Genomic DNA, 23,187 nt, shown 5'->3' on the forward strand with positions numbered 1-23,187 from the left:
AGCAAGCTCCCTCCCCACAACTAACGACCTGCTCTAGCCCGGATCGCGAAAGCCGGGGTGGAAGTCCTTGGGCACCGCCACGCTGACCTGGTCGCGGGTGGCGATATCGATGCCTTCACTGGCGACTTCGGCGAGGAAGTCGATCTGTTCCGGGGTGATCACGTACGGCGGCAGGAAATACACCACGCTGCCCAGGGGACGCAACAGGGCGCCGCGTTCCAGCGCGTGCTGGAAGACTTTCAGGCCGCGGCGTTCCTGCCAGGGGTAGGCGGTCTTGCTGGCCTTGTCCTGGACCATCTCGATGGCCAGGACCATGCCGGTCTGGCGTACTTCGGCAACGTGGGGGTGGTCCACCAGGTGCGCGGTAGCGCTGGCCATGCGCCGGGCAAGCGCGTGGTTGATCTCCACCACATTGTCCTGCTCGAAGATATCCAGGGTCGCCAGGGCCGCGGCACAGGCCAGCGGGTTACCGGTGTAGCTGTGGGAGTGGAGGAAGGCGCGCAGGGTCGGGTAGTCGTCGTAGAAGGCGCTGTAGACATCGTCGGTGGTCATGCATGCGGCCAGGGGCAGGTAGCCGCCGGTCAGGGCCTTGGACAGGCACAGGAAATCCGGGCGGATGCCGGCCTGCTCGCAGGCGAACATCGTGCCGGTGCGGCCGAAACCCACGGCGATCTCGTCATGGATCAGGTGCACGCCATAGCGGTCGCAGGCTTCGCGCAGCAGCTTGAGGTACACCGGGTGATACATGCGCATGCCGCCGGCGCCCTGGATCAGCGGCTCGACTATGACCGCGGCCACTGTTTCGTGGTGCTCGGCCAGGGTCTGCTCCATGGCGGCGAACATGTTCCGCGAGTGTTCTTCCCAGCTCATGCCTTCGGGCCGCAGGTAGCAGTCCGGGCTCGGCACCTTGAGGGTGTCCAGCAGCAGGGCCTTATAAGTCTCGGTGAACAGCGGCACATCGCCCACTGACATGGCGGCGATGGTTTCGCCGTGGTAGCTGTTGCTCAGGGTGACGAAGCGCTTCTTGTTCGGTTGGCCGCGGTTGATCCAGTAGTGAAAGCTCATCTTCATCGCCACTTCGATGCATGACGAACCGTTGTCGGCGTAGAAGCAGCGGGTCAGGCCTTCGGGGGTGATCTTGACCAGGCGCTCGGACAACTCGATCACCGGCTGGTGGCTGAAGCCGGCGAGGATCACGTGTTCCAGCTGGTCCACCTGGTCCTTGATGCGCTGGTTGATGCGCGGGTTGGCGTGGCCGAACACATTGACCCACCAGGAGCTGACCGCATCCAGGTAGCGTTTGCCTTCGAAGTCTTCCAGCCAGACGCCTTCGCCTCGCTTGATGGGGATCAACGGCAGCTGTTCGTGGTCTTTCATCTGGGTGCAGGGATGCCACAGCACCGCAAGATCGCGTTGCATCCACTGGTTATTCAGGCCCATGTACAGTCTCCTGGAAGCGGCCCACCAACGGCGCGGGCGAACAATCGGGCAAGCCTATGCAATGCATGGCCGCGGGACAACCTATTGTGCAAGACGCGCCACGGCGTGATGCGTCAGGTGCAAAGACGCCGCCTGCAAGACCCAGGGCACGGCATGAGGGAGCAAGGAGGCTGGCTTGGCGTGAGGCTTAATCTTTTCTTAACGCGCTCGGTCCAGACTACTGATCGTATTTCTCGATATTTCAAAGCAAAAAATTCCGCTTTAATTCGATAGGTAAATCGCTAGTCTTGATCTGCGTTTCTTACAGGATGCAACTGATGCAGTTACGTAATTCTTCTTCTCGCTATGGTTGGGTCAGCATTGTTCTGCACTGGGGCGTGGCCCTGGCGGTGTTTGGTCTGTTCGCCCTGGGCCTGTGGATGGTCGGCCTCGACTACTACAGCACCTGGCGCAAAGACGCGCCGGACCTGCACAAGAGTATCGGCCTGACACTGTTTGCAATCATGCTGCTGCGGGTGTTGTGGCGGTGGGTCAGCCCACCGCCGCCGGCCCCGGCCAACCATGGGCCGCTGACCCGCCTGGGGGCCAAGCTGGGGCACGCGTTCCTTTACCTCGGCCTGTTCGCGGTCATGATTGCCGGTTACCTGATCTCCACCGCCGACGGCGTGGGTATCCCGGTGTTTGGCTTGTTTGAAGTTCCTGCCCTGATCTCCGGACTACCGGACCAGGCAGATGTAGCAGGTGTGGTGCATCTGTACCTGGCCTGGGCACTGGTGATCTTTGCCGGTATCCATGGCCTGGCTGCGCTGAAGCACCACTTTATCGATCGTGATGCGACCCTTACCCGTATGCTGGGTCGCAAAGCCTGATGTTCAACCTTGACTCAAAAGGAATAGAAAGCATGTTGAAAAAGACTCTCGCCGCTCTGGCAATCGGATCTGCTGTATTGGCGGCCGGTCAAGTGATGGCAGCGGACTACGTGATCGACAAGGAAGGCCAGCACGCCTTCGTCGACTTCAAGATCAGCCACCTGGGCTACAGCTTCATCACCGGTACCTTCAAGGACCTGGACGGCAAGTTCAGCTTTGACGCGGCCAAGCCGGAAGACGCCAAGATCGAAGTCAACGTGCGCACCGCCAGCGTGTTCACCAACCACGCCGAACGTGACAAGCACATCACCAGCAAGGACTTCCTGGACGCTGGCAAGTTTGCCGACGCCAAGTTCGTCTCCACCAGCGTCAAGCCCACCGGCAAGAACGCCGACGGCAAGCTGACCGCTGACGTGGCCGGCGACCTGACCCTGCATGGCGTGACCAAGCCAGTCGTGGTCAAGGCCACCTTCCTGGGTGAAGGCAAGGACCCATGGGGCGGCTACCGTGCCGGCTTCGAAGGTACCACCAGCATCAATCGCCAGGATTTCGGCAAGATGATGGACCTGGGCCCGGCCTCCAACAATGTTGACCTGTACATCAGCTTCGAAGGCGTGAAAGCGAAGTAATGCTTCGTCTGTAGCCGCTGCCGCAGGCTGCGACAAGGCCCGCAGGGCCTTCGCGATCTCCCCCGCACAGCCCTTATAGGACTGGTCGCAACCTGCGAAAGCAAAAAAACGCCCCCGACCACAAACCGGGGGCGTTTTTTATTGCCCGTCATGAAATGCGGTAAACCGGTCAGATCCTCGCGCCGGGTTACCCGTCGTTCGCAGCCTGCGGCAGCGGCTACAGAAACGCCCTCGACCAGCCGCCATGAAAAACGCCCCGGGCCTTGCGGCCAGGGGCGTTTTTCATTTCAGCGCGAGGCTCAGCGGTTGCGGGTCAGCAGCGCCGGCTTTTCGCCCCGTGGACGGCTTGGCAACTGATCCAGCTGCTCAGGCGTCGGGAAACGATCGGCCTTGGATTCCTTGTGCATGATCTTCGGCTGGTTGCCCCGAGGATTCTGCACGGCCGGTTCCTGGCGTGGCTGATCGTCACGGTTCGGGCGGCGATTGCGCGGCTCGTCGCGACGGCCCTGGCTGTCACGAGGGGCGCCGTTGCGCGGGCCGCCACTGCGCTTGGCCGGCGCGGTGCCGGTGGTGCTGCCGTTGCTGTTGCGCGGGTTGCCGGAGCGACCCTGGCCACCACCGGCACCGCCGCGTGGCGGATTGCCAGCGCCTGCACCCTGGGCCGGAGCCCCTGGGCGGCGGCCGCGGCCCTGGTTGTTCTTGTTCTGGTACGGGCTGACGTAGTCAGCGCGGTTACCGAAGTTGTCCACGTCGTCGTCGAGGAACTCGTCCGGTGCGCGATCGGCACGGGGCGTCGGTTGACGCTGTTCGCGGGCCGGGGTGCCTTCACGAGGCTTCTGCTCGCGGGCCGGGCGTTCGCCACGGGCGGGTTTTTCCTTGCCGCCCTTGTCCTTGCCCTTGTCCTTGCGACCGCCACCACCGCCACCGCCGTTCGGGCCATCGCCGCGTGGGCCACGGGGATTGCGCGGGTTGCGCACGTCCGGACGCTCGCGCACTTCCGGCTTCTCGGCTTCCACTGCGCTGGCATCGAAGCCCATCAGGTCACCGTCGGCGATCTTCTGCTTGGTCATGCGCTCGATGCTTTTCAGCAGTTTCTCTTCGTCCGGAGCCACCAGGGAGATGGCTTCGCCGGAGCGACCGGCACGGCCGGTACGGCCAATACGGTGCACGTAGTCTTCGTCGACGTTAGGCAGTTCGAAGTTGACCACGTGAGGCAATTGGTCGATATCCAGGCCGCGGGCGGCGATATCGGTGGCGACCAGGATCCGCACTTCGCCAGCCTTGAAGTCGGCCAGGGCTTTGGTACGGGCGTTCTGGCTCTTGTTGCCGTGGATCGCCACAGCGCTCAGGCCGTGCTTGTCCAGATACTCGGCCAGGCGGTTGGCGCCGTGCTTGGTCCGGGTGAACACCAGGACCTGTTCCCAGGCGCCGGCGGTGATCAGGTGCGCCAGCAGCGCACGCTTGTGGCTGGCCGGCAGGCGGAAGACCCGCTGCTCGATACGCTCCACCGTGGTGTTCGGCGGGGTCACTTCGATGCGCTCGGGGTTGTGCAGCAGCTTGCCGGCCAGGTCCGTGATGTCCTTGGAGAAGGTCGCGGAGAACAGCAGGTTCTGGCGCTTGGCCGGCAGGCGGGCGAGGACTTTCTTGACGTCATGGACGAAGCCCATGTCGAGCATGCGGTCGGCTTCGTCGAGAACCAGGATTTCCACGTGGGACAGGTCGACGCTGCCCTGGCCAGCCAGGTCCAGCAGACGGCCGGGGCACGCCACCAGCACATCGACGCCACGGGCCATGGCCTGGACCTGCGGGTTCATGCCGACGCCGCCAAAGATGCAGGCGCTGACGAACTTCAGGTCGCGGGCGTACAGCTTGAAGCTGTCATGCACTTGCGCGGCCAGCTCGCGAGTGGGGGTCAGGACCAGTACGCGGGGTTGGCGCGGGCCATGACGCTGGGATTTGTCCGGATGACCGTTGGGAAACAACCGTTCCAGGATCGGAAGGGCGAAACCGCCGGTTTTACCAGTACCTGTCTGTGCCGCGACCATCAGATCGCGACCTTGCAACACGGCGGGAATGGCCCGCTGTTGCACCGGAGTAGGCTGGGTGTAGCCGGCGGCTTCGATGGCGCCGACTAAAGCCTCGGAGAGACCGAGGGAAGCAAAGGACATGAGTAATCCTGTTTTAGTGAGGGCTTGGCCCAAAGGGATAATCTTGCCGGGCGTGAATGGCGTTTAAGAGGACGCAATCCCGTCCGGTCCTGCTGGCCTGAAGGGTCATTCACCGGCGGCTCGCGCGGGCCGGTTGGCTGCGCCGTAGCGGGGTGGAGAGGCCTTGAACAGGGTCCAGCGTCCGGGCGTGAGCCTGGCGGGAGGCCGGAGTATAACAGAGCAATCAGTGTGCGCTGCTTTCCTGCTGCTCAACGGTTTTTTCTGACTCGCGGGTTGATGAAGACCTGACCGGCGGCAGAGCAGGTTCAGCACCGTACTTGGCGCTCAGTTGGGCATAGGCCGGTTCGCGCTTGAAGCGCTTCAGTTCGGCGCCGAAGCGCTGTACCAGCAGGTCCATGCCGGCATTGCGGCGCACGGCCAGGTATTGGCTCTGGCGGCTGATGACAGTGGGGTTCTGGCTGACCTGGTCACGCAGCCCCAGGCTGTCCAGCAGGTGCTGGCCGACCCGTTTGTCGGTAATCAGCAGGTCGATCCGCCCCAGCAGCAGCTTGCCGAAATTGGCTTCGTGGGTGGGGGCCGGTTCGCGGTTGAACAGGGTCGAGTTGCTGAAATCGTCGCTGTACAGATAGCCGGGGGAAGTGCCGATGGTCAGGCCCTTGAGTTCGTTCAGGCGCTTGAACGGGTGTGGGCGCTGGTTGGCATAGAACATCACGAACTCCACGTCCGAGAGCGGCTCGTTGGGGTAGAGCAGGGTGCCGTCGCGCTGGTCGCTGTGGAAGATGTCCAGGGCGCCATCGGCCTGGCCGGTTTCCAGCATCGCCAGGCAGCGTTTCCAGGGCAGGAACTGCCACTGCACCTCTATGCCCAGGCGCTGGAAGACAATGGCGGTGGTTTCGTAGTCCAGGCCCTTGGCCGTGCCATTTTCCTCATAGACATAGGGCGCCCAGGGTTCGGTGACAATGCGCAGCTTCTCGCCATGGGCGGCAAGGCTCAGGCAAGTGCAGAGAAAGGTGGTCAGCAACCGGGCTATGACGGACATTGCTGGAGATTACGACGAGAGATCATGCAATTGCTAGAGGCAGTTCCGGACGCTCTAGCTCAAGGCTGCTGCAAACAAAAAGGCCCCGGTTTTCACCAGGGCCCGGAGCTTGGGTTGCAGCCTGTCAGCGTGGCAGCTGGAGGTTGTTCCAGATCGCCAGGCTCGGGTCGGCCTGGTTCAAGGTATAGAAGTGCAGTCCGGGGGCGCCGCCCTGGAGCAGGCGTTCGCACATGTCACTGATTACCTGTTCACCGAAGGCCTGGATGCTGGCGCTGTCATCGCCATAGGCTTCCAGCTGCTTGCGGATCCAGCGCGGAATCTCTGCGCCGCAGGCGTCGGAGAAGCGCGCCAGCTTGCTGTAGTTGGTGATGGGCATGATGCCCGGCACGATCGGGATGTTCACGCCCATCTTCTGCACGCGCTCGACGAAGTAGAAGTAGCTGTCGGCGTTGAAGAAGTACTGGGTGATCGCGCTGTCGGCACCGGCATTGGCCTTGCGCACGAAGTTGACCAGGTCTTCCTCGAAGTTGCGCGCTTGCGGGTGCATTTCCGGGTAGGCGGCGACTTCGATATGGAAGTGGCTGCCGGTTTCCTCGCGGATGAAACTCACCAGGTCATTGGCGTAGCGCAGTTCACCGCTGGCCATGCCCATGCCCGAAGGCAGGTCGCCACGCAGGGCGACGATGCGCTTGATGCCGGCTGCCTGGTACTGCTGCAGCAGGCCGCGCAGGTCGTCCTTGCTGTCGCCGACGCAGGACAGGTGCGGCGCCGCAGGGACTTTAACTTCGCTCTCCAGTTGCAGCACGGTGTTGACCGTGCGATCACGGGTCGAGCCGCCGGCACCGTAGGTGCAGGAAAAGAAATCGGGGTTGTAGCCGGCCAGCTGACGGGCAGTGGCGAGCAGTTTTTCATGCCCAGCATCGGTCTTGGTGGGGAAGAACTCGAAGCTGTAGCGACGATCTTTGGACATGGAGGGGACCTCCAGTTGCAAGTAACAGGCGGCAAGCGCCAAGAAAAAGCGGAGGTGCGCTGGTTTCTCGTGCCTGCAGCCTGCTGCTTGAAACTGCTATAGCGATTAGGGCAAGCACCAGGTCAGTTGCAGCAAGCAGAGCTTTTGGCTCTTTGCTTGCCGCTGATGACTTGCCGCCTGCAGCTGCTCTTAGTAGCGGTAGGCGTCTGGCTTGAACGGGCCTTCGACGGTTACGCCGATGTATTCAGCCTGTTGCTTGGTCAGTTGAGTGACCACGCCGCCGAAGCCGCGAACCATTTCCAGGGCCACTTCTTCGTCGAGTTTCTTCGGCAGTACTTCAACAGTCAGGCGCTCGGCTTTCTGGGCCGGCGACAGGTCGGCGTACTTCTGGCCGAACAGGAAGATCTGTGCCAGGACCTGGTTGGCGAACGAACCGTCCATGATGCGGCTTGGGTGACCGGTGGCGTTGCCCAGGTTCACCAGGCGGCCTTCGGCCAGCAGGATCAGGTAGTCGTCGTTCTGTGCATCGAAATCGCCAGGGCCGGTGCGGTGGATCTTGTGCACCTGTGGCTTCACTTCTTCCCATGCCCAGTTCTTGCGCATGAAAGCGGTGTCGATTTCGTTGTCGAAGTGGCCGATGTTGCAGACCACGGCACGCTTTTTCAGGGCCTTGAGCATGTTTGCGTCGCAAACATTGACGTTACCGGTGGTGGTCACGATCAGGTCGATCTTGCCCAGCAGGGCTTTGTCGATGCTGGCTTCGGTGCCGTGGTTGATACCGTCGATGAACGGCGAAACCAGCTCGAAACCGTCCATGCAGGCTTGCATGGCGCAGATCGGGTCCACTTCCGAAACCTTGACGATCATGCCTTCCTGACGCAGGGACTGGGCCGAGCCCTTGCCCACGTCACCGTAGCCGATGACCAGCGCTTGCTTGCCGGACAGCAGGTGGTCGGTGCCGCGCTTGATGGCGTCGTTCAGGCTGTGACGGCAGCCGTACTTGTTGTCGTTCTTGCTCTTGGTCACCGAGTCGTTGACGTTGATCGCAGGAACCTTCAGCTCGCCCTTGGCCAGCATGTCCAGCAGGCGGTGCACGCCGGTGGTGGTTTCTTCGGTCACGCCGTGAACGCGGTCCAGTACTTGTGGGTACTTGTCGTGCAGCAGCTGGGTCAGGTCGCCGCCGTCGTCGAGGATCATGTTGGCGTCCCAAGGCTTGCCATCCTTGAGGATGGTCTGCTCCAGGCACCACTCGTACTCTTCTTCGGTCTCGCCTTTCCAGGCGAACACAGGAATGCCGGCAGCGGCGATGGAGGCTGCGGCCTGGTCTTGAGTCGAGAAAATGTTGCAGGACGACCAGCGTACTTCGGCACCCAGGGCAACCAGGGTTTCGATCAGCACGGCGGTCTGGATGGTCATGTGGATGCAGCCGAGGATCTTGGCGCCCTTGAGTGGCTGTTCAGCCAGGTACTTGCGGCGCAGACCCATCAGGGCCGGCATTTCCGATTCGGCGATGATGGTTTCGCGACGACCCCAGGCAGCCAGGGAGATGTCGGCGACTTTGTAGTCGGTAAAACCTGCAGGCGTGTTTACAGCGCTCATCAAGAGCCTCCATTCGTAGTGTGCGAATGGGCGCCGTTGTGCGTTTAGTGTCCATACAGGGAGCCCTGTACCAACAACGCCCCATCCGAGCCTGACAGGTCATGCCTGCTGCAGCGCCCCTCGGACAGGTGGCGGGAAAACGGTACCAAGTGCAGATGACCGTTTTGAAACGGTGGCGATTATAGCCGCCTGAGCCAGACTTCCAAAAGTGTTTATGTCACCTGGATGAAGATCGTTAATCGCGACCATAGTCGATGTTGCATAGAGCATGACTGCCCGGTCTGCCATTATGCCGGGCATCAATTGGCAGGACGGTCAGGAGTGCATATGAATTTCCACACCCGCAAGTGGGTAAAACCCGAAGACCTCAACCCCAACGGCACGCTGTTCGGCGGCAGTCTGTTGCGCTGGATCGACGAAGAAGCGGCGATCTACGCCATTGTCCAGCTGGGCAACCAGCGAGTCGTGACCAAGTACATCTCGGAAATCAACTTCGTCAGCGCCTCGCGCCAGGGCGACATCATCGAGCTGGGTATCACCGCCACCGAATTCGGTCGCACCTCGATCACCCTGACGTGCGAAGTGCGCAACAAGATCACTCGCAAATCCATTCTCACGGTGGAGAAGATGGTCTTCGTCAACCTGGGGGAAGACGGCCTGCCGGCGCCTCACGGCCGCACCGAAATCAAATACGTCAAAGACCAGTTCAAGGATGACGCTTCCGACGCCTGATGCCTTGCGCAGAAAGGAACAGCCCTGAGCCCAGCGTGTCGTAGCTAAATGACCCGCCTGGTTCAGGAGCCTTATGGACGCGCAAAAAGATGGCAAGACCCCCGGCCTCTCTGCTCAAGAGCAGCATGAGGTCGACCATAACCAGCCGCCCCGCGCGGCGGTCCTGCATGAAATCATCCGCACCCAGGGCGACCAGGAACTGGAGCGCAGTGTCGCAGCCCTCTGGTGGTCGGCCCTGGCTGCCGGCCTGACCATGGGCCTGTCGCTGATGGGCATGGGCCTGCTCAACTCCCGCCTGCCCGACGGCGAGGCCTTCAAGGTCATTGCCAGCTTTGGCTATTGCGCGGGTTTTCTGGCGGTGATTCTGGCGCGCCAGCAACTGTTTACGGAAAACACCCTGACTGCCGTGCTGCCGGTGATGAGCAAGCCGAGCCTGAACAACTTCGGGCGCTTGCTGCGCTTGTGGGGCGTGGTGCTGGTGGGCAACCTGTGCGGCACCCTGCTGGTGGCCTATGTGATGCTGCACTTGCCGATTTTCGACGGCAAGACCGATCAGGCCTTTCTGGAAATCGGCCGCAAGGTCATGGAGAACGACAGAGCGCAGATGTTCGCCAAGGGCATCATCTCCGGCTGGATGATCGCCACCATGGTCTGGATGATCCCGTCCATGGAGAGCGCCAAGCTGTGGATCATCATCCTGATCACCTACCTGATGGCGCTGGGGGATTTCACTCACATCGTGGTGGGCTCGGCGGAAGTGTCCTACCTGGTATTTGCCGGCAAGTTGCCGTGGCGGGATTTCTGGATGGTGTTCGCCGGGCCGACCCTGGCCGGGAACATCATTGGAGGCAGTTTCATCTTCGCCCTGATCAGCCATGCCCAGGTGCGCAGTGAAAGTGGCAAGCCGAACAGGAACGCGGACCGGGCACCGGCGCCCGATCCGCGGCAGATCAAGAAATGATCAGTGGGCCTCGGCCTTGGCCGCCGGGGCATCCTGTGTGACATGGCGCACCAGTTTGCCGATGGTCAGACCCTGCAGCAGGATCGACGACAGCACCACGATGTAGGTGATGCTCAGCACCAGGTCACGCTCCGGCCCCAGGGGCAGGGCCAGCGCCAGCGCCACCGAGACGCCACCGCGCAAGCCGCCCCAGGTCAGCACGCGGATAGTGCCCCGGGGCACGCTGCGCCAGCGCCGCAACAGGAGGATTGCCGGGGCCACGGTGAGCACGCGAGAGAGCACGATGGCCACGGCCAGCAGGCTGGCGGCCGCCAGGTGCAGCCAGTTGAACGGCAGCAGCAACAGCTCCAGGCCGATCAGGGCGAACAGCAGGGCATTGAGCATGTCGTCGAGCAACTCCCAGAAACCGTCCAGGTAGCGCCGGGTCATGTCGTTCATCGCCAGGTTGCGTCCCAGGTTGCCGATGATCAGGCCGGCCACCACCATGGCAATCGGCGCCGAGACGTGCAGCTCGCTGGCCATCGCCGAACCACCGATGACCAGGGCCAGGGTCAGCATCACTTCGATCTGGTGCTGCTCGATGCTCTTGATCATCAGATACACCAGGTAGCCGATCAGCCCGCCGAACAGTACGCCGCCAATGGCCTCATGCACGAACAGCCAGGCCGTGGCAGCCACGGTCGGGGTTTCCCCCAGTTGAGCGATGCCCAGCAGCACGGTGAACACCACTACCGCGGTGCCGTCGTTGAACAGCGATTCGCCGACGATGGTGGTCTTCAGTGGCTTGGAAGCGTTGGCGGTACGCAGCACGCCCAGCACGGCAATCGGGTCGGTGGGGGAAATCAGCGCGCCGAACAGCAGGCAGTAGAGAAAGCTCACGTGCCAGCCGAACAGGCCGAAGATCCAGTAGGCCAGGCTGCCGATGACGAAGGTGGCGATCAGCACGCCGACCGTGGCCAGCAGGCCGATGGGCCAGCGGTAGCTGCGCAGGTCGTTGAGGTTGACGTGCAGGGCGCCGGCGAACAGCAGGAACGACAGCATCCAGTTCATCAGCAGATCGCCGAAGTCGATCTTGCCAATCAATTCTTCCACATGTTCTTCCAGGCCGGGGTAGCCCAGGTAGCTCAGGCCTTGCAGCAGCAGCGAGAACAGCAGGGCGGTGACCATCACGCCGATGGTCGGTGGCAAGCCGATAAAGCGGAAGTTGACGTAGGTGAGCAGCGTCGTCAGGCAGATAAAGGCAGCGACAAGTTCAAGCATCCGGACTCCTTTGGATGATTACAGAAAAAGCGACCTGAATGCTTTCAGGCTAAGGGTTTGATGTACCGGCGTCGGCGAGGGACACAGTTTTCGCCATCGTCGCCTGACCGCAGCCATTGACCACAGCCTCGACCCGACGTTGCAGGCACGTGGGGGAAAAGTACCTCGAACATGCCCATGTTGCCGAATTGGCTGCTGGCACTGCCAAATGCGCCGGTAGCCCGTGCAAGCAGGGCCGCAGGCATGCGAGGATTCCCGGCTTCTGCCCGGATGTGCGGTATCCGGCTTTTTCAGGCAACCAGGGAGTGCAAGGTGCTGGCGACAAGTCTGGTTTTGGTGGCGGCGTTGTTGCACGCAGCCTGGAACACCCTGATCAAGTTCAGTGGCGAGCGCTTGCTGGTGGTGGCCTGCATGGACACCGTGGCCCTGCTGTTCGTGGCCATCATGCTGTTTTTTCTCGAATCCCCACCACTGGAGATCTGGCCCTGGATCATCGCCTCGGCGGCATTCGAGCTCTTGTATCGATATCTGCTGATCCAGGCCTATCGCGTGGGGGATCTCGGGCTGGTGTACCCGTTGATGCGCGGACTTTCGCCATTGGTGGTGCTGGCGTTGACCCTGGTCTTCGCCGGCGAGGCGCTGAGCACTCAGCAGGTCCTGGGCATTCTGCTGATTCCCTTCGGCATGCTCTGCCTGCTCTGGCAGGGCGGCGGTGGGGCGCGGTTGCCCTGGTCGATGCTGCCGGTGGTGGCGCTGATCGGCCTGTGCATCGGTTGCTACACCTATATTGACGGCCAGGCGCTGCGCCGCTGGTCGCACCCGCTGGATTATCTGACCTGGGTCACGCTGCTCAGCGCCTGGCCCTTTCCGCTGGTGGCGGTGGTCTGGAAGCGCCCGGCCTTTGCCCTGTTCTGGCGCGAGCAGTGGCGCCTGGGGCTGAGCGTCGGGTTTTGCGTGTTGTTCAGCTACGCTCTGGTGCTTTGGGCCATGCAACTGGGATCGATCGCCGAAGCGGCTGCGTTGCGTGAAATCAGTGTGATCCTGGTGGTGCTGTTCGGCATGCGCTACCTGAAAGAACCTTTCGGCCGGCCACGGCTCTTAGCCTGTGGACTGGTGCTGATTGGCATGTTGGTGATGAAGTTCTGAAGGCTCCCTAAAAACTCTAAAAAAGGATTTGCTCCATGACTGTCGCTTTCTGGTGTGTGTTGATTGCAATCATCCTGCCCTATCTCTGTACTGCCATCGCCAAGGGCGCCGGCAAATACGGGCTTCGCTACAACCATGACCCACGGGCGTTCCTGAGTACTCTGGAGGGTTTGCCCAAGCGTGCCCACAACGCGCAGCTCAACGGTTTCGAGGTGACCCCGGCATTCGCTGCGGCGGTGATCATCGCCCATGTGGCAGGTAACGCCGAGCTGGTGACGATCAACGTGCTGGCGGTGCTGTTTATCACCAGCCGCCTGCTGTACATGATCTGCTACCTGGCGGACTGGGCGATCCTGCGGTCCCTGGTGTGGTTCGTGGGCATGGGCCTGATCGCCAGTTTCTTCTTCGTTTCAGTCTGAGACACCCTTTTGCAGGAGCCGGCAAGCCGGCTCCCGCAGGGGCTCAAGGGGCGTCGGGCACTTCCGGCACCTTGGGCAGCGCTACGCCCTTGGGCCAGAGCATCCAGATCTGGCCCTGCTGCTTCATGTCTCCGGCCAGCTGCCCCGCCGCATCGCCCGTGCCCCAGAACAGATCGGCGCGCACCTCACCGGTGATTGCGCCGCCCGTGTCCTGGGCGGCTACCGGCCGTACCAGGCTGCTGCCATCCGGGCGGGTGGTGGACAACCACAGCAGGCTGCCCAGGGGGATCACCTTGCGGTCCACGGCCACGCTATAGCCTGACGTCAGCGGTACGTTCAACGAGCCCCGCGGGCCTTCATTGCTATCCGGGTTGCGGTTGAAGAACACGTAGCTGGGGTTGCTGCCCAGCAGCTCGGGAATCCGCGCCGGGTGGGCCTTGGCCCAGGCGGCAATGGTGCCCATGGTCACGTCCTCTTTCTTCAGCTCGCCCTGATCCACCAGCCAGCGGCCGATGGGACGGTAGGGGTGGCCGTTCTGGTCGGCATAGCCGATCCGCAATTGGCGCCCGTCATCCAGCTGGATTCGCCCGGACCCCTGGATCTGCAGGAATTGCAGGTCCATGGGGTCGGTCAGCCAGGCAATCACCGGGGCCTTGGTTCCCTTGCTTTCGATGGTCGCCGCATCGTCATAGGGCTTGAGTACCCGGCCTTCGAGCCGGCCACGCAGGCGCTTGCCCTTGAGCTCCGGGTAGAGGCTGTCCAGGGCGACGATGATCATGTCCTCCGGCACGCCGTATACCGGCACATTGGCAACCTGGGTCTGGGTCAGGCTGCCGGGATAGACCGGTTCGTAGTAGCCGGTGATCAGGCCGGTACTGCTGCCGCTGCCCGAGCGCAGGCCGTAGACCTGCAGGTGCTCCTTGAGAAAGCCGCGGATGGCCTCGGGGGTTTGCGGCACCGTCGCGGCTGCGGCGCAGGTGGCGCCCCACACCGGGTCGGCCTTGAGGCGGGTGCAGGCGCTGCGCCAGGAGCCGAAACCGGCCAGCAGGTCGTTGTCGGCGACGTTGGGCAGGGCGTCCCAGGTGGCGCTGTTGTAGGTGGCCAGGGCGTGGGTGGGGGCTGGCTTGGTATTGTCGCCGCCGTTGCAGCCAGCGAGCAGCGCCAGGGCCGGCAGGGCCCAGAGCAGATGGCGAGGCCAGCGGAGCGGGCTCGGGTTCATGCTGTATTTCCTTGAGAGGCTGCCCGCCGCATTGGTGATGGGGGACAACCCATATTATTAATAGGGCTATTGGTCTTTGCCGGGGAGGCGAGGATACTGGCCGCCGTTTCCGTGACCAGACCTGAAGCCACCATGACGCTAAAAAGACTTTCTGTTGTATTGCTGGCCTGCCTGATGCTTTCCGCCTGTGGCGGTGTCGATCCCAATTCTCCCCTGGGCCAGCGCAAGGCGATCTTCAAGCAGATGCTCAAGACCGGCGAGGACCTGGGGGGCATGCTGCGTGGGCGGATTCCTTTCGACGGCGCGCGCTTTGCCGAAGGCGCGGTGAAACTCGACAGCCTGTCCCATGAGCCGTGGAAGCACTTCCCCGAGGTCAAGGAAGAGGATCACAGCAGCGCCACCGATGACGTCTGGCGCAAGCAGGCGCGTTTCCAGGAGTTGGCCCGCACCCTGGAAGCCTCCACCGGTGAGCTGGTGACGATCAGCCAGGTCCAGCCCTACAAGGCCAGCAATCTGGGGCCGGCGGTACAGAAGGTCGAGGATGCTTGCAGCGCCTGCCACAAAGAGTTTCGCAATCACTGATTGGCGGCTCTGCTGAGCAGGGCCGCGGCATCAGGTTGATTACTTGTCCAGTTCGTCCAGGGCTTGCTGCAGTTCCTTGCGGGACTCGGCAAGCTTGTCCTTGCGCTTGTTGATCTTCTCCGAGTCACCTTTCTTCATGGCTTTTTCCAGGTCGGCCTGGCGCCGGCTGACCTCATGCTTGGCCTCAAGCACTTTGTTTTCCCGCTCTTTCTTCAGCGAGGCGTCGGTGCAGTGGGCGGTCACTTCGCTCAGGGCGCGCTCCAGGCCGGCCTGCTGATTGCTGTTGCCGTGGGCCTTGGCCTGTTCGATCTGGTTCATGATGGCCTGGCGCTTGGCGGCGCAGCCGGTCAGCTCGGGGGCCTGCTCGGCGGCCAGCAGTGGCGCGCTCATCAGGCTGCAGAGGGTCAGGGTGGCGAGCGATGGAAAAAGTTTCATTGAAGGCTCCAGGTGAAAAAGATCAAGAAATAACCAATAAAAATACTGACTGTTGTACCGGGAATGGGCTGTTGGAGCGTATTCCGGCTTGGGTGGTTCCACGTGCCATCGGGCTAAAAACCTTCGATACCGGCGCTGTTCAGGGCGCCTTGCAAGGCCAGGACCTCTGGAGCGCGAAAAAACGCCACCAGTTGTGCGGCCCGCTCCGCTCCGATACCGGCTTCATTCTGCCAGTCCAGGCTGCTTTTCATGGCCAGGGCCTGCCATGGCCCGCTCAGGTCGGCCGAGCCACTGGGCGGGATGCCGAGGGCTTTGAGCCAGCGAGGGAAAGGCTGTTGCCTGGCACTGTGCAGGCTCTCGAGCAAACGCTTGCTGCTGCGATCACCAAAGCCGGCAATGTTAGCAAGCTCTGCCTGATCCAGGGTCAGCCAATCCAGCAGGCCTTTGATACGGCCTGTTTCAACCAGCCGGGCCCAGGTCCGGCTGCCGATATTCTGCAGGTTCAGGCCTTGTTTGCTGCTGAGCCAGGTCAGTCGGGCCAGAAATTGTTCCTCGCAGCCGGGTGATGGCTGCCAGCAACTCAGGAAGTGAAAGTCGGCTTCTCGCGGGGGCTGGATGCTCTGGCGCAGAGTGCTTCTGAGTACCACTTCATCCAGGCGCGGGATGCTCAACCCGGCGAGACTGATGGCTACCTGATCGCCGGGAACGATATCCAGGGATCGCCAGCGTTGCAGTGAGCCGAGACTGACACGGCGGATCTGCCGGTCGTCCAGGGTCACCGGCTCGATCTCCAGCAGGGGAGTGATGCGCCCCGTGCGCCCGATACGAAAATCGACTTGACGAACGCTGGCCAGCACCTGGGCGTAGGGGTACTTCCAGGCGGCAATCCAGTATGGGGCCTTGGCCTGCCAGCGTTCGGCGACGGGACGCCGGCTTTGCCGCAGGATGATGCCGTCACTGGCAAAGGGCAGTGGCGAGCGATACCAGCGGGCCCGCCACTGTTGTGCATCGGCGAAGCCGCCTACGGGCCGGCTGTACTCGCGGGGTTCGACAAAGCCCAGGTCTGCCAGTTGCTCCAGGCGTTCGCTCAACGTAGCCGGGCCCTGGGGCCAGTCCCAGACAAACAGCCCGATCTGCGCGGCCTCCGCCGCCGTCAGCTGTTTGCGCGCCATCCAGCCTGCCACCCGGTTGCGCGCCTTGAGGCTGCCGGAGCGAGCCTGGACATGCTGCTCCAGGCGCAGATAGAGCTCTCCTTGCAGCAACAGGTCAACGGGCCGTGGCAGTCGTTTGGGTATGGCCTCGATTTGCCAGGCTGCACGGGTCCAGTCATGGCCATGCACGCCGTCGCCACGGCTGAGTGCTTGCTGGAACTGCCCCTGGTGGTAGATCAGGGTCACCGCTACGCCGTCGACCTTGGGTTGCGCCCAGATGTCGTCGCGGCCCTTGAGCCACCCCGTCACGGCATTGGCATCGGCGAGTTTTTCCACTCCTGTGTGGGGGATGGGGTGGCGGATGCTGCCCCCGGCGCCGAGCAGGGGCTGGTCCGTTGCCCGGGGAGCCTGGGGGAAGCACTGGCGCCAGGTGAGCAGGCGCTGGCGGGCCTGATCGTAGAGCTCATCCGCCACCAGTGATCGGCCGTCACGGTAATAGCTGCTATCCCAGCGCTGCAGTTGCTGCTGCAGGGTGGTGATTTCATCGGTGGCACGGGGAACCGGCCAGTCGGGGCAGGCGGCCTGGGCGAAGAATGGAGTGAGGCTCAGCAGCACAACGGCTCTTGGCAGCATGGGGAGCATCCTTGCTCTGTGGGTCATGCGCTAAAGGCTAGAGGGGATTGGCTGACGGCCGGGACGAAGGTGGTTGCGAGGTGTTTCCCCGTCAGGGAACACCTGTGTCCTTGCTCGCTCGGCCCCGTACCAGCAGCGGTTTGCGGGATGTGCAAGAAACCTCAGGCGACAAAAAAGCCCCGCCGGGCGAGCCGGGCGGGGCTTTGGATGTTGCCAGGTGAAGCTTACAGGCCGGCAGCGGCGCGCAGGGTGTCGGCGCGGTCGGTCTTTTCCCAAGTGAAGGTGGTGAAGGTGTCGTCACCCACGGTCTTGGTTTGCGGAGCCCGGCCGAAGTGACCGTAGGCAGCGGTTTCCTGGTACATCGGGTGCAGCAGGTCGAGCATGGTGGTGATTGCGTAGGGGCGCAGGTCGAACACTTCGCGTACCAGCTTGATGATCTTGTCGTCGCTGATCTTGCCGGTGCCGAAGGTGTTCAGCGAGATCGAGGTCGGTTGGGCCACGCCGATGGCGTAGGACACCTGGATCTCGCAGCGCTCGGCCAGGCCGGCGGCAACGATGTTCTTGGCCACGTAGCGACCGGCGTAAGCGGCGGAACGGTCGACCTTGGATGGATCCTTGCCGGAGAACGCGCCACCGCCGTGACGGGCCATGCCGCCGTAGCTGTCGACGATGATCTTGCGGCCGGTCAGGCCGCAGTCACCTACCGGGCCACCGATGATGAACTGGCCGGTCGGGTTGATGTGGAACTGGGTGTCCTTGCTCAGCAACTCGGCAGGCAGCACGTGCTTGACGATCAGCTCCATCACGCCTTCGCGCAGGTCGTTGTAGGACACCTCGGGGTTGTGCTGGGTCGACAGCACCACGGCATCGATACCGACCACCTTGCCGCCTTCGTAGCGGCAGGTGACCTGGGATTTGGCGTCCGGGCGCAGCCAAGGCAGCAGGCCCGATTTGCGGGCTTCGGCCTGGCGCTGGACCAGTTGGTGCGAGAAGGTGATCGGCGCCGGCATCAGCACCTCGGTTTCGTTGCTGGCGTAGCCGAACATCAGGCCCTGGTCGCCAGCGCCCTGATCTTCCGGCTTGGCGCGGTCGACGCCCTGGTTGATGTCGGGGGACTGCTTGCCAATGATGTTCATCACGCCGCAGGTAGCACCGTCGAAGCCGACGTCGGAGCTGGTGTAGCCGATATCGCAGATCACATCGCGAACGATCTGTTCCAGGTCGACCCAGGCGCTGGTGGTGACTTCGCCGGCAACAATGGCCACGCCAGTCTTGACCAGGGTCTCGACCGCTACGCGGGCGTGCTTGTCCTGGGCAATGATGGCGTCCAGCACCGCATCGGAAATCTGGTCAGCGATTTTATCCGGATGCCCTTCAGACACGGACTCGGAGGTGAAAAGGGAGTATTCGCTCATCTTGAAGGTTTCCTAAATTTACCGATGGTGAGTGTCGCCAGCCGGTCGCTGAAAATGGCGAACCTGGATCTGGAAACCATTACGTAAGCCTACATACAGGCTTTCCCCGGGAGTCAGTCCCGCAGCGGTGGCCCAACGGGCCAAATCATCTTGTTCGAACCCTAGCCAGAGATCGCCGCAAGCCTCTTTGGCCCAACTCTGGTTGTGGCTGCACAAGTCTGTCACTAACAGGCTGCCGCCTGGTTGCAGCAATTGGGTCATCTGCTTGAGGGCCTCGGCCGGCGCGGCGAAATGGTGCAGGACCATGTTCAGCACCACGCAATCGGCCTGCAGCTGTACACCGTTCAGTGCATCGGCCAATTGCAGGCTGACGTTAGCCAATGTTTCGCGTTCGCACAGCTGGCGTGCCAGCTCCAGCATCGCCGGGCTGTTGTCCAGCGCGGTAACCCGGGCAAAGCGTCGGGCCAGCTCGGGGAGAAATCCACCGTCGCCGGGGCCGACTTCAATGGCCGTGGCCACTGGGTCGAAACTCAGTTTGTCCAGCAGCGCCAGCACACTGTCGCGATACTGGGGCAGTCCTGCGATCAGGTCCTGCTGGGCGCGGAATTTTTCCGCCACCCGGGAAAAGAAGTCCTGGCTGGCTGCAGCCCGCTGCCGGTGCACCAGGCTGATCCGGGCCTGTACCTCGCCCGGCAGGTTCAGCTGGTCGACCTCTTCCAGCAAGGCTGCGTGCAGTTTGCCGCCCAGGAGCCCGGTATGGGGCAGGGCACGGCGATAGAAAATCGCATTGCCTTCACGGCGGGTCGCCACCAGGCTGGCCTGGGCCAGGACCTTCAGGTGGTGGCTCATGCCCGACTGGCCGATGGCGAAGATCTGCGCCAGCTCCAGCACACCAAACGAATCGTTGCTCAGCGCACGCAATACATTCAGCCGCAGGGGGTCGCCGCCGGCCTTGCACAGGGCCGCCAGTTCGTCGCAATCGTCATGGCTGATGGCAGGCGCGGGCAGGTTCATGGGGCAGCAGTCTAGAGATGCCCGCAAATGCTCGCAAGGCCAATATCAAAAAGTTTTGATATTGGTGCCTGTAGGGGGTTTTCCAGAGCCTCTGCTTCTACAGTCAACGAGTGGCGAAGGGGTTTCATCAATGGATTGTGTCTTCAACAGGGGAAAAACATGCCTGAGTGACTATCTGTCATTGCCCCCGCCTGACGCCTGAGGGAAAATGCAGGCCTTTTTTCCGTTTCGTTTTATTCAATCCCCAGGAGATCAGCGATGCCAAGCCGTCGTGAGCGTGCCAACGCCATTCGTGCCCTCAGCATGGATGCCGTGCAAAAAGCCAACAGCGGCCATCCAGGTGCCCCTATGGGTATGGCGGATATCGCCGAAGTACTTTGGCGTGACTACCTGAAGCACAACCCGAGCAACCCATCCTTCGCCGACCGCGACCGCTTCGTGCTGTCCAATGGCCACGGCTCGATGTTGATCTACTCGCTGCTGCACCTGACCGGCTATGACCTGTCGATCGATGACCTGAAGAACTTCCGCCAGCTGCACAGCCGCACCCCGGGCCACCCGGAGTTCGGTTACACCCCAGGCGTGGAAACCACCACTGGCCCGCTGGGCCAGGGCCTGGCCAACGCTGTGGGCTTTGCCCTGGCGGAGAAAGTCCTGGCGGCGCAGTTCAACCGTCCAGGCCACAACATCGTCGACCATCACACCTACGTGTTCCTGGGTGATGGCTGCATGATGGAAGGCATTTCCCACGAAGTCGCTTCCCTGGCCGGCACCCTGGGCCTGGGCAAGCTGATCGCCTTCTACGATGACAACGGCATCTCCATCGACGGCGAAGTCGAAGGCTGGTTCACCGACGACACGCCCAAGCGTTTCGAAGCCTATAACTGGCAAGTGATCCGCAACGTCGACGGCCACGATCCGGAAGAGATCAAGACCGCCATCGACACCGCGCGCAAGAGCCCGCTGCCGACCCTGATCTGCTGCAAGACCACCATCGGTTTCGGTTCGCCGAACAAGCAGGGCAAGGAAGATTGCCACGGCGCGCCACTGGGCGACGCGGAAATCGCCCTGACCCGCCAGGCGCTGAACTGGAACTACGGCCCGTTCGAAATCCCGGCCGACATTTATGCCGAGTGGGATGCCAAGGAAAAAGGTCGCGCTGCCGAAGCCGAGTGGGACCAGCGTTTCGCGGCCTATTCCGCTGCCTTCCCAACCGAAGCCAACGAACTGGTACGTCGCCTGAGCGGTGACCTGCCTGCCGACTTCGCCGAGAAGGCCGACGCCTACATCGCCGAAGTGGCCGCCAAGGGCGAAACCATCGCCAGCCGCAAGGCCAGCCAGAACACCCTGAATGCCTTCGGCCCCCTGCTGCCGGAAGTGCTCGGTGGGTCGGCCGACCTGGCCGGTTCCAACCTGACCCTGTGGAAAGGTTGCAAGGGTGTCAGCGCTGAAGATGCCAGCGGCAACTACATGTACTACGGCGTGCGCGAGTTCGGCATGACCGCCATCATGAACGGCGTTGCCCTGCACGGCGGCCTGGTGCCTTACGGCGCGACCTTCCTGATGTTCATGGAATACGCCCGCAACGCAGTGCGCATGTCGGCGCTGATGAAGAAGCGTGTGATCCATGTCTACACCCACGACTCCATCGGTCTGGGCGAAGACGGCCCGACGCACCAGCCGATCGAGCAACTGACCAGCCTGCGTACCACGCCGAACCTCGACACCTGGCGCCCGGCCGATGCCGTTGAATCGGCGGTGGCCTGGAAAAACGCGCTGGAGCGTAAAGACGGCCCTTCGGCGCTGATCTTCTCGCGCCAGAACCTGCAGCACCAAACCCGCGATGCCGGCCAGATCGCCGACATCAGCCGCGGTGGCTATGTGTTGAAGGACTGCGCAGGCGAGCCTGAACTGATCCTGATCTCCACCGGTTCGGAAGTCGGCCTGGCCGTTCAGGCCTACGACAAACTGACCGAGCAAGGCCGCAAGGTGCGCGTGGTTTCCATGCCTTGCACCAGCGTGTTCGATGCTCAGGACGCTGGCTACAAGCAATCGGTTCTGCCGCTGCAGGTCAGCGCACGTATCGCGATCGAAGCGGCTCATGCCGACTTCTGGTTCAAGTACGTGGGTCTGGAAGGTCGCGTGATCGGCATGACCACCTACGGCGAATCGGCTCCGGCTTCGGCACTGTTCGAAGAGTTCGGCTTCACCCTGGACAACATCCTGGGCCAGGCTGAAGAGTTGCTGGAAGACTAAACCCGGAAGCCGGGTTGTCTGTACTGACGCAATCGCGAGCAAGCTCGCTCCTGCAGGGATGTATACCGTCCTTGTGGGGGCGAGCTTGCTCGCGATGACGATGGCGCAGGCAGCACGAAGCTGATGGTTTCACCACCGGTCATTGAGAACCCCATGCCTCAACCGCGTCCCTACAAAGTTGCACTCAACGGCTACGGCCGGATTGGTCGTTGCGTCTTGCGTGCTCTGTTCGAGCGAGGGGCTGCGGCCGGGTTCGAGATCGTTGCCATCAACGATCTGGCCGACATGGCCAGCGTTGAATACCTGACACGCTTCGATTCCACCCACGGGCGTTTTCCCGGTGAGGTGAAGGTCGATGGCGATTGTCTGCATATCAATGGCAACTGCGTGAAAGTGTTGCGCAGTGCCACCCCCGAAGGCATCGATTGGGCGTCCCTGGGCGTCGATCTGGTGCTGGAATGCTCCGGTGCCTACCACACCCGCGAAGACGGCCAGCGTTTCCTCGACGCGGGCGCGCCGCGGGTGCTGTTCTCCCAGCCGATGGCCAGCGAGGCGGATGTCGACGCCACCATCGTCTATGGGGTGAACCAGGACTGCCTGAGCGGCGACGAACGGCTGGTGTCCAACGCCTCCTGCACCACCAACTGCGGCGTGCCGCTGTTGCGCCTGCTGGATCAGGCCATTGGCCTGGAGTACGTATCGATCACCACCATTCACTCGGCGATGAACGACCAGCCGGTGATCGACGCCTATCACCATGAAGACCTGCGGCGTACCCGTTCGGCCTTCCAGTCGGTGATCCCGGTGTCCACCGGTCTGGCGCGGGGTATCGAGCGCCTGTTGCCGGAACTTGCCGGGCGAATTCAGGCCAAAGCAGTGCGGGTGCCGACGGTGAACGTGTCCTGCCTGGACATCACCATGCAGACCGTGAGCGATACCGACGCCACCGAGGTCAACCGGATCCTGCGCGAGGCTGCCACCAGCGGTCCGCTCAAGGGCCTGCTGGCCTACACCGAGCTGCCGCATGCCAGCTGTGATTTCAATCATGATCCCCATTCGGCGATCGTCGATGCCAGTCAGACCCGTGTTTCCGGCCCCCGGCTGGTGAACATCCTGGCCTGGTTCGACAACGAATGGGGCTTTGCCAACCGAATGCTGGACGTAGCTGGGCACTACCTGCACACAGCCGCTCCACGCACTGACACTCAACTCTCTGTTTCTGAAGAACAGTAACCCAGGAATTGCGACCC

Annotated in this window: 20 protein-coding genes and 1 riboswitch; of the genes, 9 read left to right on the forward strand and 11 right to left on the reverse strand. The window is 62.4% G+C overall.

From position 1 onward, the window contains the following. Positions 1–33: 33 nt before the first annotated feature. Complete coding sequence (locus AC07R1_RS13300) at positions 34–1,440, reverse strand: adenosylmethionine--8-amino-7-oxononanoate transaminase (RefSeq protein ID WP_495110598.1); 1,407 nt, start codon at positions 1,438–1,440, stop codon at positions 34–36. Between the two features lie 317 nt (positions 1,441–1,757). Here AC07R1_RS13300 and AC07R1_RS13305 point away from each other — a divergent pair, with 317 nt between their 5' ends. Both AC07R1_RS13305 and AC07R1_RS13310 read left to right on the forward strand, forming a co-directional pair. Then, positions 1,758–2,309 (forward strand): cytochrome b, encoded by a 552-nt coding sequence (locus tag AC07R1_RS13305; protein WP_011063977.1) that lies wholly within the window; start codon positions 1,758–1,760, stop codon positions 2,307–2,309. A gap of 32 nt (positions 2,310–2,341) precedes the next feature. Next, positions 2,342–2,938, forward strand: coding sequence for a YceI family protein (locus tag AC07R1_RS13310; RefSeq protein WP_011063976.1), 597 nt, complete (start codon positions 2,342–2,344; stop codon positions 2,936–2,938). A 299-nt stretch (positions 2,939–3,237) separates the two neighbouring features. On the opposite strand, the gene rhlE2 is transcribed toward AC07R1_RS13310, so the two are convergent. The 4 genes from rhlE2 to ahcY form a co-directional block, all read right to left on the reverse strand. Then, complete coding sequence (gene rhlE2, locus AC07R1_RS13315) at positions 3,238–5,106, reverse strand: RNA helicase RhlE2 (protein ID WP_011063975.1); 1,869 nt, start codon at positions 5,104–5,106, stop codon at positions 3,238–3,240. A gap of 223 nt (positions 5,107–5,329) precedes the next feature. Continuing rightward, the gene (locus AC07R1_RS13320; protein ID WP_011063974.1) at positions 5,330–6,145 is read right to left on the reverse strand and encodes a substrate-binding periplasmic protein; all 816 of its coding nucleotides are present in this window, start codon (positions 6,143–6,145) and stop codon (positions 5,330–5,332) included. A gap of 124 nt (positions 6,146–6,269) precedes the next feature. Then, positions 6,270–7,115 (reverse strand): methylenetetrahydrofolate reductase [NAD(P)H], encoded by an 846-nt coding sequence (metF, locus tag AC07R1_RS13325; protein ID WP_011063973.1) that lies wholly within the window; start codon positions 7,113–7,115, stop codon positions 6,270–6,272. 189 nt (positions 7,116–7,304) lie between these two features. After that, the gene (gene ahcY / locus AC07R1_RS13330; protein WP_011063972.1) at positions 7,305–8,714 is read right to left on the reverse strand and encodes an adenosylhomocysteinase; all 1,410 of its coding nucleotides are present in this window, start codon (positions 8,712–8,714) and stop codon (positions 7,305–7,307) included. A 21-nt stretch (positions 8,715–8,735) separates the two neighbouring features. After that, positions 8,736–8,842, reverse strand: a riboswitch (S-adenosyl-L-homocysteine riboswitch). Between the two features lie 199 nt (positions 8,843–9,041). Here ahcY and AC07R1_RS13335 point away from each other — a divergent pair. Next, positions 9,042–9,446, forward strand: coding sequence for an acyl-CoA thioesterase (locus AC07R1_RS13335; protein WP_011063971.1), 405 nt, complete (start codon positions 9,042–9,044; stop codon positions 9,444–9,446). A 73-nt stretch (positions 9,447–9,519) separates the two neighbouring features. Beyond that, a complete protein-coding gene (locus AC07R1_RS13340; RefSeq protein WP_053160298.1) occupies positions 9,520–10,407 on the forward strand; it encodes a formate/nitrite transporter family protein in 888 nt (295 codons plus the stop codon). Here the strand turns inward: AC07R1_RS13340 and AC07R1_RS13345 are convergent, their stop codons facing one another. Next, positions 10,408–11,667 carry a cation:proton antiporter gene (locus AC07R1_RS13345; protein ID WP_011063969.1) on the reverse strand — a complete coding sequence of 420 codons (1,260 nt, stop codon included), beginning with the start codon at positions 11,665–11,667 and terminating at the stop codon, positions 10,408–10,410. Positions 11,668–11,979: 312 nt separating this feature from the next. Here AC07R1_RS13345 and AC07R1_RS13350 point away from each other — a divergent pair, with 312 nt between their 5' ends. Together AC07R1_RS13350 and AC07R1_RS13355 are read left to right on the forward strand one after the other, a co-directional pair. Then, positions 11,980–12,813, forward strand: a complete 834-nt coding sequence (locus AC07R1_RS13350) for an EamA family transporter (protein WP_011063968.1) — start codon at positions 11,980–11,982, stop codon at positions 12,811–12,813. 35 nt (positions 12,814–12,848) lie between these two features. After that, a complete protein-coding gene (locus tag AC07R1_RS13355) occupies positions 12,849–13,232 on the forward strand; it encodes an MAPEG family protein (RefSeq protein WP_011063967.1) in 384 nt (127 codons plus the stop codon). 43 nt (positions 13,233–13,275) lie between these two features. Here AC07R1_RS13355 and mltA read toward each other — a convergent pair whose 3' ends face one another. Beyond that, positions 13,276–14,451, reverse strand: coding sequence for a murein transglycosylase A (mltA, locus tag AC07R1_RS13360; protein ID WP_019095271.1), 1,176 nt, complete (start codon positions 14,449–14,451; stop codon positions 13,276–13,278). Between the two features lie 132 nt (positions 14,452–14,583). On the opposite strand from mltA, the gene AC07R1_RS13365 reads away from it, so the two are divergent. Continuing rightward, positions 14,584–15,033 carry a c-type cytochrome gene (locus AC07R1_RS13365; RefSeq protein ID WP_495110599.1) on the forward strand — a complete coding sequence of 150 codons (450 nt, stop codon included), beginning with the start codon at positions 14,584–14,586 and terminating at the stop codon, positions 15,031–15,033. 39 nt (positions 15,034–15,072) lie between these two features. Here AC07R1_RS13365 and AC07R1_RS13370 read toward each other — a convergent pair whose 3' ends face one another. The 4 genes from AC07R1_RS13370 to AC07R1_RS13385 form a co-directional block, all read right to left on the reverse strand. After that, positions 15,073–15,468 (reverse strand): DUF1090 domain-containing protein, encoded by a 396-nt coding sequence (locus AC07R1_RS13370; protein WP_011063964.1) that lies wholly within the window; start codon positions 15,466–15,468, stop codon positions 15,073–15,075. Positions 15,469–15,581: 113 nt separating this feature from the next. After that, positions 15,582–17,252, reverse strand: coding sequence for an NAD-dependent DNA ligase LigB (gene ligB, locus AC07R1_RS13375; RefSeq protein ID WP_495110600.1), 1,671 nt, complete (start codon positions 17,250–17,252; stop codon positions 15,582–15,584). A gap of 224 nt (positions 17,253–17,476) precedes the next feature. After that, positions 17,477–18,667, reverse strand: a complete 1,191-nt coding sequence (metK, locus tag AC07R1_RS13380) for a methionine adenosyltransferase (RefSeq protein WP_015637335.1) — start codon at positions 18,665–18,667, stop codon at positions 17,477–17,479. A gap of 18 nt (positions 18,668–18,685) precedes the next feature. Then, a complete protein-coding gene (locus AC07R1_RS13385) occupies positions 18,686–19,681 on the reverse strand; it encodes an ArsR/SmtB family transcription factor (RefSeq protein WP_495110601.1) in 996 nt (331 codons plus the stop codon). Between the two features lie 258 nt (positions 19,682–19,939). Here AC07R1_RS13385 and tkt point away from each other — a divergent pair, with 258 nt between their 5' ends. Both tkt and epd read left to right on the forward strand, forming a co-directional pair. Further along, positions 19,940–21,937 carry a transketolase gene (gene tkt, locus AC07R1_RS13390; protein WP_011063960.1) on the forward strand — a complete coding sequence of 666 codons (1,998 nt, stop codon included), beginning with the start codon at positions 19,940–19,942 and terminating at the stop codon, positions 21,935–21,937. Between the two features lie 153 nt (positions 21,938–22,090). Then, entirely contained in the window at positions 22,091–23,170 is a 1,080-nt protein-coding gene (gene epd, locus AC07R1_RS13395) for an erythrose-4-phosphate dehydrogenase (protein ID WP_011063959.1), read from the forward strand. Positions 23,171–23,187 lie beyond the last annotated feature (17 nt).

The organism is Pseudomonas sp. GW821-FHT07F01 (assembly GCF_059418825.1).

Bases quoted from the DNA above. Each gene is read 5' to 3' on its own strand.
- AC07R1_RS13300 (WP_495110598.1), bottom strand. From the start codon at position 1,440: ATGGGCCTGAATAACCAGTGGATGCAACGCGATCTTGCGGTGCTGTGG.
- AC07R1_RS13305 (WP_011063977.1), top strand. From the start codon at position 1,758: ATGCAGTTACGTAATTCTTCTTCTCGCTATGGTTGGGTCAGCATTGTT.
- AC07R1_RS13310 (WP_011063976.1), top strand. From the start codon at position 2,342: ATGTTGAAAAAGACTCTCGCCGCTCTGGCAATCGGATCTGCTGTATTG.
- rhlE2 (WP_011063975.1), bottom strand. From the start codon at position 5,106: ATGTCCTTTGCTTCCCTCGGTCTCTCCGAGGCTTTAGTCGGCGCCATC.
- AC07R1_RS13320 (WP_011063974.1), bottom strand. From the start codon at position 6,145: ATGTCCGTCATAGCCCGGTTGCTGACCACCTTTCTCTGCACTTGCCTG.
- metF (WP_011063973.1), bottom strand. From the start codon at position 7,115: ATGTCCAAAGATCGTCGCTACAGCTTCGAGTTCTTCCCCACCAAGACC.
- ahcY (WP_011063972.1), bottom strand. From the start codon at position 8,714: ATGAGCGCTGTAAACACGCCTGCAGGTTTTACCGACTACAAAGTCGCC.
- AC07R1_RS13335 (WP_011063971.1), top strand. From the start codon at position 9,042: ATGAATTTCCACACCCGCAAGTGGGTAAAACCCGAAGACCTCAACCCC.
- AC07R1_RS13340 (WP_053160298.1), top strand. From the start codon at position 9,520: ATGGACGCGCAAAAAGATGGCAAGACCCCCGGCCTCTCTGCTCAAGAG.
- AC07R1_RS13345 (WP_011063969.1), bottom strand. From the start codon at position 11,667: ATGCTTGAACTTGTCGCTGCCTTTATCTGCCTGACGACGCTGCTCACC.
- AC07R1_RS13355 (WP_011063967.1), top strand. From the start codon at position 12,849: ATGACTGTCGCTTTCTGGTGTGTGTTGATTGCAATCATCCTGCCCTAT.
- mltA (WP_019095271.1), bottom strand. From the start codon at position 14,451: ATGAACCCGAGCCCGCTCCGCTGGCCTCGCCATCTGCTCTGGGCCCTG.
- AC07R1_RS13365 (WP_495110599.1), top strand. From the start codon at position 14,584: ATGACGCTAAAAAGACTTTCTGTTGTATTGCTGGCCTGCCTGATGCTT.
- AC07R1_RS13370 (WP_011063964.1), bottom strand. From the start codon at position 15,468: ATGAAACTTTTTCCATCGCTCGCCACCCTGACCCTCTGCAGCCTGATG.
- ligB (WP_495110600.1), bottom strand. From the start codon at position 17,252: ATGCTGCCAAGAGCCGTTGTGCTGCTGAGCCTCACTCCATTCTTCGCC.
- metK (WP_015637335.1), bottom strand. From the start codon at position 18,667: ATGAGCGAATACTCCCTTTTCACCTCCGAGTCCGTGTCTGAAGGGCAT.
- AC07R1_RS13385 (WP_495110601.1), bottom strand. From the start codon at position 19,681: ATGAACCTGCCCGCGCCTGCCATCAGCCATGACGATTGCGACGAACTG.
- tkt (WP_011063960.1), top strand. From the start codon at position 19,940: ATGCCAAGCCGTCGTGAGCGTGCCAACGCCATTCGTGCCCTCAGCATG.
- epd (WP_011063959.1), top strand. From the start codon at position 22,091: ATGCCTCAACCGCGTCCCTACAAAGTTGCACTCAACGGCTACGGCCGG.